The sequence below is a fragment of the Amazonocrinis nigriterrae CENA67 genome (assembly GCF_016056305.1).
GTDB classification, from domain to species: domain Bacteria; phylum Cyanobacteriota; class Cyanobacteriia; order Cyanobacteriales; family Nostocaceae; genus Amazonocrinis; species Amazonocrinis nigriterrae.
Genome location: NZ_JAECZC010000059.1, coordinates 102,080 through 114,737, shown reverse-complemented (window position 1 = coordinate 114,737; position 12,658 = coordinate 102,080). Strand labels below are relative to the sequence as shown.

Below are 12,658 nucleotides of genomic sequence, written 5' to 3'. Positions count from 1 at the left end.
ATAACTTCGAGTGAAGTAGTTGCAATTGATGGGAAAACTTTATGTGGTTCATATGATAAGAGTAATGATTCTTGTGCAATCCAAATGGTAAGTGCTTGGGCAACTACAAATAAATTAGTATTGGGACAGGTAAAGGTAAATTCTAAATCAAATGAAATTACAGCAATTCCGGAATTATTAAAAGTATTAGAATTGTCTGGATGTATCGTGACAATTGATGCCATTGGTTGCCAGAAAGAGATTGTGAAGTTAATCACGGAGAAATCAGCAGATTATGTAATCACATTAAAAAAGAATCAAGGCAATCTTGATGATGAAGTTGAAAAATTATTTAAAACAGGGATAAGCACGAGGTTTGAAGGAATAGAACACAGTACATATAAAACAGAAGAAACAGGGCATGGTCGTCATGAAATCCGCAATTATATAATGTTAACTAGAATTGGATCACAACTTGATTCAGATTCAGTTTGGTCAAAGTTTAGCAGTGTTGGAATGGTAGAGTCCGTCCGCTCGTTAAATGATGAGACAACAGTTGAGACTCGTTATTTTATTAGTAGCCTTGAAGAAAATATTGAACAGTTTGCTAATGCTATTCGTAGTCATTGGGGAATTGAGAATTCATTGCATTGGATATTGGATGTTGCTTTTAAAGAAGATGAGTCCCGCATTAGGAAAGATAACGCTCCACAAAATTTTGCAATTATAAGGCAGATTGCGGTCAATCTTTGAGGTAAAGAGAAGCGTGTAAAACGAGGAATTAAAAATAAACAGTTCCTCGCGGCGATGGATAACAACTATTTACTAAATATTTTAGCGTTAGCTTAAAATAGTACATCAAAACTTAAGTCGAATATTTCACATGAAGAATTTATCAATTTTCTAGGTAAATATACTTTTATTTACCTCCTAATTAAATTGTTTTCTGATTAATGAATTGTTCATTCAGATGAAGATGAACTCATTGATATTTCAGAACAAGTTTGATTTACTTTGCTTATCGTTTCATCAATTTTTACAATTATCTATGTCATTTTGTAGTCTTGCTTAGTTTTTGTTAGTAAATAAGATGCGTTTGCCCTGGGTGGCCGTCGGTCATCTGGAAAAAGGGACAGGGTGTGGGGTGTGGTAAAACTTTCATGATTTCCCCTATACCCGTTGCGCCACCCCCTACACCCAGCATCGACGAGCGTTTTAAGACTTACTGTGAAAAGTCAGCTCCTTCCCGGTCTCCCTCTCCTCAAAGGCGAGGGAGGAGGAACAAAAAAATCACGGTTTTACTCCCCTCTCCTTGTAGGAGAGGGGCCGGGGGAGAGGTCAAAACAGCACCTGTCGAACTCACGTTAATCCTATTATTTGCTCTCGGCTCAAAACATAGAAAACATCAGAAGACAGTCAAACGATATGTACCACGTTCCCGTGGATTATTGGAAGTAACAATTAGATAATAAGTGTCATCTTCAGGTAACCTCGCTCGGTCAATCAAAGCAGTATACAAACCATCTTTGCCATTATTAGCAGCGATTCTCTCTCCTTTAGAATTGAGCAAAACTATATAAGGTGAAAACTCTTCATTGATACTATCTACACGAATACTAACTAGCTGATTTTTTTTGCCTTCAAACTTAGAAACATTGTAAGGACTGCCATTTCGTTTAATAACTGAACTTCGGGCAGTCAATTCCCCTGATTCATCTAAAGCATAACTTGCTCTGTCATCCCTCAGAGCCAAACTATAACGACCTGTATCTCCAGGATTTTGGCTAGTAACTGCAATGGTATATGTACCTTTCACAGGTAATCTGGCAAATATAAATGCATCCCCAGCAGCACTTGTTGTTCCCGCGCTACCTCTTTTTAAAATCACATTGTTATTAGGGTCAAGCAAAAACAAGAACGGACTCAACCGCAAATTATTTGAACGGCGTTGGTCAGCACTGCCAATCAATCTAATTTGAATCAATTGATTTTCTCGGCCCTCAAACTGGTAAAAATGAAAATATCTGCCTTGAGATTTAAAATCATTTTTAGACAAAATGCCGAAAGCAATATCAACAAAGTTAATTTTCTTGTAGGGTGGTGTTACGAATGAATAAACAGGCGTACGTTTGGGAATTTGATTGCGAACTCTACCTTGGTTAGGAATTGGTTTGAGATTTCTGCCTGAACTTGGAGTGGTCTGGGGTGTTGGGTTAGAGTATCTCCGTCTAGTGGGTGCGGGAGTAGAAACACCTTCTGAAGGCTGGGGTGTTGGGTTAGAGTATCTCCGTCTAGTGGGTGCGGGAGTAGAAACACCTTCTGAAGGCTGGGGTGTCGGGTTAGAGTATCTGCGTCTAGTGGGTGCGGGAGTAGAGACACCTTCTGAAGGCTGGGGTGTTGGGTTGGTATTTCCTGTTCCAGAGGGTGCGGGAGTAGAAACACCTTCTGAAGGCTGGGGTGTTGGGTTAGTATTTCCTGTTCCAGAGGGTGCGGGAGTAGAAACACCTTCTGAAGGCTGGGGTGTTGGGTTGGTAACTTGAGGCGATACACGAGCAGGTATAGGAGAATCAATTGGTTGGCTGCGCTGTGCTGGAGTTACAGGTGGTTCAGAAGTAGGAATTTGCTCAATTCCTTGTTGTACCGCTTCTGGTTCTCTTTCATCTGGAGTTTTAGCAATTCTAAATTCTTCAGACCTGTGTGGAATTTCTAAAGCACTTATGGGCAGGATATTACTTGCTGCGATCGCTAAACTACTTGTTATAGAAAAAATTAAAGCCAAGTCAAATCTAAACTGATATTTTTTATTGTTTTGTCCTGCCATAATTTCACTCCTCACTTTTGTAGTTTAAAACTAGTTTTATTCCCTTAGAGAGATAGTTCTATCTGCCTTTTAATGCTAAAAGCCAGCAAAATAACTTGCAATATTGTTATATGGAATCCTCTCAAACAACCTATGCATAGCGACGATAACAGTCATCTTTCATCAGTCAACACAATTAGATATACAACTTTTATCTGGCACAGATGAGAAAACAATACCGTTTTTAATTTTAAATTGCTTAGTTACCTTTAAATTACGTCTTTAAAGTAAAATCATAATTCTGGCAACTTCATAGCAAAATCATATGTAATGAATTAATATATACTCAAACTGCAAATGGATTCCCAGGATGCTCTGCTGTTTAAATCCCGATTGTCTTAATCCTCAGAATCCCGATGGCAACCAGTATTGCCATAGTTGCAGTACACCATTAATACCCCTGTTGAGAGGTCATTATCGCGTCATCAAGGTGCTATCTGATGAAGGTGGATTTGGCAGAACATATCTATCAGAAGATATGGATAAGCTCAATGAATGGTGCGTAGTCAAGCAATTCGCACCAAAAGTTCGCGAAACTTCAGCATTGAAGAAAGCAGTTGAGTTATTTCAAGAAGAAGCTCAAAGATTGCAACATTTAGGAGAACATCACCAAATACCTGCACTTTTAGCTTACTTTGAGCAAGATAATTATCTGTTTTTGGTGCAACAGTTTATTGATGGACAAAATTTACTACAAGAATTGCAACAAGGAATAACGTATAGTGAAAGCCAAATTTTAGAACTTTTACTGGATTTATTGCCTGTTCTCAAGTTTATTCACGATCGCGGCATAATTCACCGAGATATTAAGCCACAAAATATTATTCGCCGCCGCAGTGATGGGCGATTAGTACTAATTGATTTTGGTTCTGCCAAGCAACTAACAGCAACAGTACACACTCAATTAGGAACAACCATTGGTTCACATGGTTATACCCCAATTGAACAAATGCAGGATGGAAAAGCCTATCCAGCCAGTGATTTATTCAGTTTGGGTGTAACTTGCTTTCATTTACTTACTGGCATTCGTCCATCAAAGCTGTGGCTGCAACAAGGCTATGGTTGGGTTAATTCTTGGCAGCAATATTTGCATAATTCAGCTAGGAACGGAACAGCTTTAGGTGACAAGTTGGCTGATATTCTGGATAAATTGTTGCAAATAGATATCAAAAAGCGTTATCAATCTGCTGACCAAGTAATGCGGGACTTGAAAAATCAGCCATCACAACTACCAGAACCCTCAACCCTCCTTACAGACTCAACAACAATTTACAGTCCAGTTCCACTAAAATTAGTAAATCAAAAGCTAAAAAAACGGTTGCTAATCAATGCTGTCATTGTACTGTTGGCATTAGGGGGAACCTGGTATTTACAGTACATCCCCCAACTAATTACCAAGTCTTCAAAAAGTTCTTACCAACCCAAAACTCTCAAAGGTCATGCCAGCGATGTAAATTCCGTCGCCTTCAGTCCAGATGGCAAAACCCTAGCTAGTGGTAGCGATGACAAGACCATCAAACTATGGAATCCTGTAACTGGACAAGAAATCCACACACTCAAAGGACACTTTGAATGGATTTGGACTGTTGCCTTCAGTCCAGATGGCAAAATCCTTGCTAGTGGCAGTAAAGATAAGACCATTAAATTGTGGAATCCGACAACCGCAGAAGAAATTCGCACTCTCAAGGGACATACTGAGGGAATTACTGCCGTTGCCTTCAGTCCAGATAGCAAGACCCTTGCCAGCAGCAGCTTGGACAAGACAATTAAACTGTGGGATTTAGCCACAGGAAAGCAAATCCGCACCCTAGAGGGACACTCGCAACCAGTTGCAGCCGTTGCCTTCAGTCCAGACGGCAAAACCCTAGCTACTGGCAGTTGGGATAAGACAATTAAATTGTGGGATTTAGCAACAGGAAAGCAAATCCGCACCCTAGAAGGACATACCAAATTAGTGCTTTGTGTTGCTTTCAGTCCAGATGGCAAAACCCTTGCCAGTGGTAGCAAGGACAAGACAATTAAACTATGGAATCTGGCGACTGGAGAGACAATTCGTACCTTAAAGCAACATTCTGATAAAGTGAATTCCGTTGCCTACAGCAAAACTCTAAATAATGTCATCCTTGCTAGTGGCAGTAATGACAATACTATTAAGTTATGGAATCCAACAACCGGACAAGAAATTCGCACCTTAAAACAAGATTCTGGCTACATTTACTCTCTAGCCATCAGCCCCGATGCACAGACTCTTGCCAGTGGTGGTAGTGCTGATAATATTATCAAGATTTGGCCCTTGTCTTACTTCTAATAGAATACCAAAAACGTGAGTCTCCAACAACGCACATGTTATTTTAATACATTAATATGAGGAATTTTGACAGTAAATGTTGTTCCCACTCCTACATCACTTTCTACAATAATTTCTCCTTGATGGCGTTCTACACATTTCTTGACAACTGCTAATCCTAGCCCAGTACCTACAATGTTTTCAACATTTTGGCATCGATAGAAAGGCTCATAAATTTTTGGCTGTTCTCCTCTTGGAATACCTATTCCTTTATCTATAACTTGAAATAAAATAGCTTCAGGTTCAGAGTTTAAAATTAAGTATATTTTTTCTGTATCTGTTGAATATTTAATAGCATTCAATAGCAAATTACTGAGAATAGAGTACAGTAATTTTTCGTCTATATTCGCACGAAAACACTTACCATTATTCAGAAATTCAATCGGGTATGGGGTTATACCAAAAAGCTGTAAATCTTCTACCAAATTTAAACAAAAATTTTCTATATTGATCAAATGAGGTTTATAATCTAATTTACCAGCTTCTGCTCTGGTTAAAGTCAATATATCTGTCAACAGATGATTCATTAATTTTGCTGAAGATTGAATGCGGTAGAGATTTTTTAATTGCTTCTCATCTACTAACTCTGTAAGAATCTCTTTTAATAACTGAGATGAAAGTAAAATTACACTCAAAGGTGTACGAAATTCATGAGAAATCATAGAAAATAAATGCACTTTGAGTTCTCCAAGTTTTTTTTCTTGAGCAAGAGAAGATTTTAAAGATTCAATTTGTTCACGTTTGATCCATTGGCGCTCCAGAATGATACCTAAAATAAAAATTACTACGATACTTAAACAAGTTCCTAGTATTTCTATTAAAATTCGCAAATTTATATTATACTGCGATTGCTCTAGAGAACTTTGTAGATAACGTTTTTCTTCAACTGTAATATTTGCGATCGCAGCCATAATTTCTCCTCGAAGTTGAATGCTGCGATCGGTAATATCAGTTTGTGTTTGTAATGCTGTTTTATCTTTTTGATAAAGTTGTATTGATTGTTCTAAAAGAGCTAATCTTTGATTTACCAACAAATTCAACTGTGCCACTCGCTGTTGCTGAATCGAGCTAGTAGGATGTATTTGTCTTTTTAACAGTCTGAGTTCAGACTGCATATTTATCACTTCATTTTGATAACGCTGTAAATCTTGTCTATTACCCAAAAAAATATACCCCCGCCTTGCTGATTCTGCACTAGTCATTGCCGCAGAAAAATTTGTCAAAGTATTGAGTGTTTGATAAGTATCTTGTACTTGATTAGCACCTTGTTTGATTTCATTTGTGCTGTTAAATGAAGCGAAGATAACTAGTCCCATAAATAACAAGGTTAAACCAAACCCTGCTGCAATCCATTTTCCTTGGAAAGGCCATTTCATCAATTGCCTAGTCATAACGTTGGTTGAACAAAAGCTTGCTTGATGCTTACTGATTCTATAAAACAGTCAAGAAATGGTCAGTACAGTAGAACTGCTTACATGATAAAGTTAACCTCATGTTTACCTGCTCACGTCTTGCTAAACAAGAGTTAATTATCGGATAAATTATGAAAATTCTTGTAGTTGAAGATGATATTCAACTGGCGGAGGTATTAACAGAAGCTTTGAGCAGACGCCAGTATGTAGTAGATGTTGCTAAAGATGGAGAAGCAGCTTGGAATTGGGCGGAGTCAATGAAATATGACTTGGTAGTGCTAGATGTGACGCTGCCAAAACTAGACGGTATCAGGTTTTGCCAACGTTTACGTACAAGTAGCGCAAATAATCCAGCACATCAGAACTCTAGCGTACCAGTGTTAATGTTAACAGCCCGTGATACCGTAGCTGACAAAATTGCTGGGTTAGATGCAGGAGCAGATGATTATGTGGCAAAGCCATTTGATTTAGAAGAGTTAATGGCTCGTATACGTGCTTTACTCAGACGTGGTAGTTCTGCAAGCACAGTCAATCTTTCTTGGGGAAAACTATACCTGAATTCAAGTACCTATGAGGTTTACTACGATGGTTCTCCTTTATCTTTAACCCCAAAAGAATATGCCATTTTAGAATTACTAGTTGCCAATGGCAGAAGAGTATTAAGCCGTTCTAGCATTATTGAGCAGGTTTGGTCAATGGACGACTCTCCAGTAGAAGAAACTGTTAGATCCCACATTAGATGTCTTCGGCAAAAGCTGAGAAATTTAGGTGCGCCGGAAAATTTTATTGAAACAGTTCATGGACTCGGTTATCGCCTTCAATAAGGAGCAGGGGAGCAAGGGAACAGGGGAGATGGGGGGATGAGGGGGATGAGGGAGAGAATAAGTAAACCAATTACCAATTACCAATTACCAATACCCAATGCCCAATGCCCAATTCCCAATTACCTTATGAGTAAAGTTTTTTATCTACACAAATTCTGCACAAATTCTGCACATTGATTGCATGTATTGGTTGTATCATCGTCGTTCAGACGTGAGTAGGTAAAGCACAAGCCTTCAATCACTGCATCAGGAGGATAATTGTGGATGAAGTGCAAAGATTCATATCATGGTTGGTTGATTGAATTAATACCAATGCCTGAAGGTTACATGTTTAAGTGTTGGATGTCAGATGGGCAAATAGGGATTAGCAACTATCATATTTATCCCAGCTTATATCAAGCTATTAAGGCAGGTAGAAAGAGAGCAAAACTGGAGTCTACAAGTTTAGCGCTCATTGGTTTCTTAAATGAATCATTCAAAAATTGCAATCTTCATCTTGCAGAACATGTGGCTCTAGTAAGTTCTATTTTGGATTTTACTAATTCAGCCAGTAAACCTCAAATTATAGACTCGATAGACTTAGCAGATGGATAAGCAAATTCTTTGTTTTTACAAAAACACAACTAGTCAAATCCAAATTGCTCACATTCCAAACATAGTTACTAATTTGCGCTTAGAGCAAGTAGTGTTTCCAGGAGAAGAGATTCTATTTGAAGCTGATACTGATGCTGAACTGAAAATCGATACTGATACTAAAACAGGTGTAATTGAAACAAATAAAATTCCTTGTTTTTCACTGCAAGTATTAGGTGAAAGTTAGATTATTCAAGATCTAACTCATTAGATAGTCTGCTTGAGATTATAGATATTTCATCAAAAGGGCAGGTAACTTTTTGTGGTTATTAAAAAAGATGGTCGCGGCAGTGGTAGATATTACAGCGTTTCACGATAATAAGAATGAGGTGTTGCTGAATCAAAATATGAATCCAGCGATCGCTTTCAGTTTGCGGGCGCTACGTGGCGACAGTACCACACAGCCATAGAGGCTATTTAGCAAAGTATAAATAAAATTTTTATAGGGTGTGTTAGGCGCATATTTCAGTATGATCTATCACGATAAAGATGATATTAGCGCCTAACGCACGATATTATTAAGTGGTGCGTTAAGCTACTTTAATGTATTACTAACCAAAGAGAGTATTTCAGTATTTCGTTGATTTTAGTCTACTGAAGCAGGGCCAAAACGATAGCCTTTGCCATAAACAGTATGAATTAATGTAGTTTCTCTACCTACCTCAATCTTACGACGCAGCAGGCGGATCAACGCCGCAATCACATTACTACTTGGTTGTTCACTATCTTGCCAGAGACTTTGCAAAATCTGGCTGTGAGTTAAAAGCTGTCCGGCGTGTTCCATAAAGTATTGTAGTAGCTGGCTTTCCTTTTGCGATAGTTCAATAATTCTTCCTTGACGATAGGCTATTTGATTTTCGTAATCGAGTTCTAAGTCACCTACCGTTAGCCGTCCAGTAGTAATTTCATAGCTTTGAGAACCGGAACGACGCAATAGGGCGCGGACTCGTGCTAGCAATTCCCGCAACTCAAAGGGTTTGACCAAATAGTCATCTGCACCAGCATCTAAACCTTCTACACGGTCATCTAAAGTATCTTTAGCGGTAAGAAACAGCACCGGCGTAGTTTTGCCTTGGCGGCGCAATTCTTGACAAATTTCTAATCCCGTTTTTCCTGGCAGCATCCAATCTAAAATCAATAGGTCATAACTGCCTGTTTGTGCAAGTTCACTACCACCCGTCCCATCATAGGCGGTGTCTACAGTGTAACCTTCACGAGTCAACAAACGGCTCAAAGGGTCAGTTAGTTCAATTTCATCATCAACTAGTAAAATTCTCATGCTGCTTATGGTAAGCAATAGAGATATCCTCAATATTAATGAATCGGCAAGCTGCCAAGGACACCAAGAAAAAAGAATGCTGACTGTTGCGTTGCCAAAAGGGGAACTACTTAAAAATAGCATCCGTTTGCTACAATCTGTAGGATTGGACTTTAGTGCTTTTTTAGATTCTGGAAACCGCCAACTTCAAATTACTGATGCTAGTGGACAAGCAACAGGACTACTAGTGCGGGGGCAAGATGTCCCTGTATATGTAGAATACGGTCAAGCACAACTGGGTATTATCGGCTACGATGTGCTGCGGGAGAAAAAGCCCCAAGTTGCACATTTGGTTGATTTGCAGTTTGGGTATTGTCGCATGTCAGTGGCTGTGAAAGCATCAAGCCCTTATAAATCACCTTTAGATTTACCGCCTCATGGTCGAGTTGCTTCTAAGTACGTCAATTGCGCTCGCGAATATTTCCATAGTTTAGATTTACCTGTGGAAATAGTACCGCTGTATGGTTCAGTAGAACTCGGCCCAATTACGGGGATGTCGGAAGCAATAGTTGATTTAGTGTCTAGTGGGCGGACTTTACGCGAAAATGGCTTAATTGAGATTACTACTTTGTATGAAAGTACAGCACGATTAATTGCCCATCCCTTAAGTTATCGCCTCAATACAAGTAATCTCAGCCATTTGATTGAAAAGCTACGCCAAGCAGCTTTGGCAAACATCTAGAGCATCGATTCAGTGATCAAAAACCTAACCCCCCAGCCCCCCTGACCCTAATCCCCATTAAATTAGGGCTAAGCCCTAATTTAATGGGGGCCCCGAGTTCCCTTGCAGGGAAGAGGGTAGCTCAACTCCCCTCTCAAGGTAGGCTACGGTGTACACACAAGTTGAAAATTTTCATACTGAACCCATATCCCGCCTAGAACTTTAGTTCTAGGCTAATAGCTAAAGTCCACTTAAGTGGACTGGAATGAATTTTTTTTAAGTCCTCTAAAGAGGACTTGCGCTATTAGACTCGGAATTTATTCCGAGGCGGGACAGATACACTGCGCCAAGACTTGTGTGTACACGGTAGCTCAAGGTAAAAGAGGGGTAGGGGGAGAGGTTCTTCCAGGATTACTGAATTGGTGTTCTAGGGAAATTCCCAAGTCATTATTCAGTAGTCAACAGCCCCAGCACCGTACTGGGGCAAATTATTTTGTTTACACTAAAATTGTTCCAGAAGTAAAAGTGTAGAACAAAAGCTTTCTACATTTTGCGTACAGTTAATTAAGTAATCTAAATCAAGATTAAGCTAGCAATAAGCATTTTGAATGCTAACTATGCCTGATTTTACAACTTTTTAATAAAAATTGAATTGATGAAAGCTGAATTTAATAATGACGAAGCGGCGAGACTTGAAGCTCTACGCCAGTATCAGATTTTAGACACAGAACCTGAGGAAGCTTATGACAATCTTGCCAAGTTAGCTGCTTTTATTTGTGGTACTTCCATAGCGTTGGTAAATTTCATTGATGAAAACCGTCAGTGGTTTAAGGCAAAACTCGGTATAGATGTACCAGAAATGCCGCGTAATGTCGGCTTTTCTTACCTTTGCCAAGAGAAACAGGGCTTTGTGGTAGTTCCAGATACCTTAGCAGACGAAAAGTTTGCGAAAAATCCGGTAGTAACTTCCTATCCTTATGTGCGTTTTTATGCAGGTGTACCTTTGATTACTCCTGAGGGAGATATGGTGGGGACTCTGTGCGTACTTGACCAAGTTCCACGGCAATTAAACCAAAAACAGGTGGAAGCACTTGTGGCTTTAAGTCGCCAAGTGATCAGCCAACTAGAACTGAGGCGTAATTTAGCTCAAGTATCCCGCTTTGCCGAGGAGCTTACACAAGCAGAAGCGGAATTGAAACGGCAAAATCTGCGATCGCAATTATTTTCAGAAATCAGTCTCAAAATTCGTGAATCTTTACACTTGCCGGAAGTTCTCAAAACTACAGTTACTGAAGTACAAAAACTACTACAAGCTGACCGAGTTCTGGTTTTTCGGCTTTGCGCTGATGGTTCGGGAATAGTAGTAGAAGAAGCTGTACTACCTGGTTGGCCCATAGTTTTAGGGCAAAATATTCTCGATTCCTGCTTTCACCAAGATTATGTGGAGCAATATCGCCGAGGCCGGGTAAGTGCAATTGTAGACATTGAACAGGCTAATATCCAAGCTTGCCACAGAGAATTTCTTCAGCAGTTTGGTGTCAAAGCTAACCTCGTAGTGCCGATTCTCATTAGAGATAACATTTGGGGCTTGCTAATTGCTCATCAATGTGGTTCACCTAGACAATGGACTAGCTTTGAATTAGAGTTATTGCAACAGCTAGCCAACCAAATTGGTATTGCCCTTTCCCAGGCGCAACTGCTGGAGCAAGAAACCCGCCAACGTCACGAACTAACTCGTTCCAATGCGGAATTAGAACAGTTTGCTTATGTAGCGTCCCATGATTTGCAAGAGCCGTTGCGGATGGTAACTAGTTATTTACAGTTATTAGAGAAAAAATACAACAATCAGCTAGACAGCAACGCCGAACAGTTCATCGCCTACGCTGTAGACGGCGCACGTCGGATGCAAACCCTAATCAACGATTTATTGAACTACTCCCGTGTTAGCAGCCGTGGACAGCCTTTTGAGCAAGTTGATTGTAAAGTGATTTTTGAGCGAGCGATCGCTAATCTCAAAGTTGCCATTGAAGAATGTGGTGGAGAAATCACTCATGACCCTTTACCCTTAGTAATGGCAGATCGTACACAACTAGCACAAGTGTTTCAAAATCTCATAGGTAATGCCATCAAATTCCGAAAAGAAGTGCCACCGCGAATTCATATTGGAGTAGTGAGGAGAGATAGGGAAGATGGGGAGCAGGGGAGCAGGAAAACAGAGGAGCAGGAAAACAGAGGAGCAGGAAAGCAGGGGAGCAGAGGAGCAGGGGAGCAAGGGAGAGTAGGGAAAAACAATTTAATTTCTTCATCCCCCTCATCCTCCTCATACCCCCACTCCCCACTCCCTACTCAAAACTCAGAATGGCTATTTTCAGTGCAAGACAATGGAATTGGTTTGGAAAGTCAATATGCTGAACGGATTTTTGTAATTTTTCAACGCTTGCACGGTCGAAGTAAGTACTCTGGTACTGGAATTGGTTTGGCAATTTGTAAGAAAATTATAGAACGCCACGGTGGTCGTATCTGGGTTGAGTCGGAACCGGGTCAAGGCTCGACTTTTTACTTCACAATTCCAGATAGAGCAAGTCAAAGCAATTCACACGGGATTGGGGATTAGGTATCGGTTA

General features: G+C 39.9%; 10 protein-coding genes and 1 pseudogene. 8 read left to right on the top strand and 3 right to left on the bottom strand.

The features are described 5' to 3' along the window. Window positions 1-828, top strand: a pseudogene (locus I8748_RS24710) (ISAs1 family transposase); the annotation flags it as partial. A 556-nt stretch (window positions 829-1,384) separates the two neighbouring features. Here the strand turns inward: I8748_RS24710 and I8748_RS24705 are convergent. Beyond that, the gene (locus I8748_RS24705) at window positions 1,385-2,800 is read right to left on the bottom strand and encodes a PPC domain-containing protein (protein ID WP_198127170.1); all 1,416 of its coding nucleotides are present in this window, start codon (window positions 2,798-2,800) and stop codon (window positions 1,385-1,387) included. Between the two features lie 349 nt (window positions 2,801-3,149). Here I8748_RS24705 and I8748_RS24700 point away from each other — a divergent pair, with 349 nt between their 5' ends. After that, entirely contained in the window at window positions 3,150-5,147 is a 1,998-nt protein-coding gene (locus tag I8748_RS24700; RefSeq protein WP_198127169.1) for a serine/threonine-protein kinase, read from the top strand. Between the two features lie 38 nt (window positions 5,148-5,185). On the opposite strand, the gene I8748_RS24695 is transcribed toward I8748_RS24700, so the two are convergent. Continuing rightward, complete coding sequence (locus I8748_RS24695) at window positions 5,186-6,577, bottom strand: sensor histidine kinase (RefSeq protein ID WP_225896538.1); 1,392 nt, start codon at window positions 6,575-6,577, stop codon at window positions 5,186-5,188. Window positions 6,578-6,729: 152 nt separating this feature from the next. Here I8748_RS24695 and I8748_RS24690 point away from each other — a divergent pair, with 152 nt between their 5' ends. The 4 genes from I8748_RS24690 (at window position 6,730) to I8748_RS35830 (ending at window position 8,465) form a co-directional block, all read left to right on the top strand. Then, window positions 6,730-7,422 (top strand): response regulator transcription factor, encoded by a 693-nt coding sequence (locus I8748_RS24690; RefSeq protein WP_198127167.1) that lies wholly within the window; start codon window positions 6,730-6,732, stop codon window positions 7,420-7,422. 264 nt (window positions 7,423-7,686) lie between these two features. Continuing rightward, window positions 7,687-8,016 carry a hypothetical protein gene (locus tag I8748_RS35325; protein WP_225896537.1) on the top strand — a complete coding sequence of 110 codons (330 nt, stop codon included), beginning with the start codon at window positions 7,687-7,689 and terminating at the stop codon, window positions 8,014-8,016. Further along, a complete protein-coding gene (locus tag I8748_RS35320; protein WP_225896536.1) occupies window positions 8,009-8,242 on the top strand; it encodes a DUF1830 domain-containing protein in 234 nt (77 codons plus the stop codon). The genes I8748_RS35325 and I8748_RS35320 overlap by 8 nt, the downstream gene beginning before the upstream one ends. 91 nt (window positions 8,243-8,333) lie before the next feature. Further along, window positions 8,334-8,465, top strand: a complete 132-nt coding sequence (locus I8748_RS35830; protein ID WP_263976599.1) for a hypothetical protein — start codon at window positions 8,334-8,336, stop codon at window positions 8,463-8,465. 176 nt (window positions 8,466-8,641) lie between these two features. Here the strand turns inward: I8748_RS35830 and rppA are convergent, their stop codons facing one another. Continuing rightward, window positions 8,642-9,334 carry a two-component system response regulator RppA gene (gene rppA / locus I8748_RS24675; protein ID WP_198127165.1) on the bottom strand — a complete coding sequence of 231 codons (693 nt, stop codon included), beginning with the start codon at window positions 9,332-9,334 and terminating at the stop codon, window positions 8,642-8,644. A gap of 76 nt (window positions 9,335-9,410) precedes the next feature. On the opposite strand from rppA, the gene hisG reads away from it, so the two are divergent. Further along, window positions 9,411-10,055, top strand: coding sequence for an ATP phosphoribosyltransferase (gene hisG, locus I8748_RS24670; protein ID WP_096559957.1), 645 nt, complete (start codon window positions 9,411-9,413; stop codon window positions 10,053-10,055). A gap of 634 nt (window positions 10,056-10,689) precedes the next feature. Beyond that, window positions 10,690-12,648 carry a GAF domain-containing sensor histidine kinase gene (locus tag I8748_RS24665; protein WP_198127164.1) on the top strand — a complete coding sequence of 653 codons (1,959 nt, stop codon included), beginning with the start codon at window positions 10,690-10,692 and terminating at the stop codon, window positions 12,646-12,648. Window positions 12,649-12,658: the final 10 nt, after the last annotated feature.

What these genes read in the sequence shown, in the direction of transcription:
- I8748_RS35830 (WP_263976599.1), top strand. Translation starts at nt 8,334, where the DNA reads ATGGTCGCGGCAGTGGTAGATATTACAGCGTTTCACGATAATAAGAAT.
- I8748_RS24665 (WP_198127164.1), top strand. Translation starts at nt 10,690, where the DNA reads ATGAAAGCTGAATTTAATAATGACGAAGCGGCGAGACTTGAAGCTCTA.
- I8748_RS24695 (WP_225896538.1), bottom strand. Translation starts at nt 6,577, where the DNA reads ATGACTAGGCAATTGATGAAATGGCCTTTCCAAGGAAAATGGATTGCA.
- I8748_RS24700 (WP_198127169.1), top strand. Translation starts at nt 3,150, where the DNA reads ATGCTCTGCTGTTTAAATCCCGATTGTCTTAATCCTCAGAATCCCGAT.
- hisG (WP_096559957.1), top strand. Translation starts at nt 9,411, where the DNA reads ATGCTGACTGTTGCGTTGCCAAAAGGGGAACTACTTAAAAATAGCATC.
- I8748_RS35320 (WP_225896536.1), top strand. Translation starts at nt 8,009, where the DNA reads ATGGATAAGCAAATTCTTTGTTTTTACAAAAACACAACTAGTCAAATC.
- I8748_RS24705 (WP_198127170.1), bottom strand. Translation starts at nt 2,800, where the DNA reads ATGGCAGGACAAAACAATAAAAAATATCAGTTTAGATTTGACTTGGCT.
- rppA (WP_198127165.1), bottom strand. Translation starts at nt 9,334, where the DNA reads ATGAGAATTTTACTAGTTGATGATGAAATTGAACTAACTGACCCTTTG.
- I8748_RS24690 (WP_198127167.1), top strand. Translation starts at nt 6,730, where the DNA reads ATGAAAATTCTTGTAGTTGAAGATGATATTCAACTGGCGGAGGTATTA.
- I8748_RS35325 (WP_225896537.1), top strand. Translation starts at nt 7,687, where the DNA reads ATGAAGTGCAAAGATTCATATCATGGTTGGTTGATTGAATTAATACCA.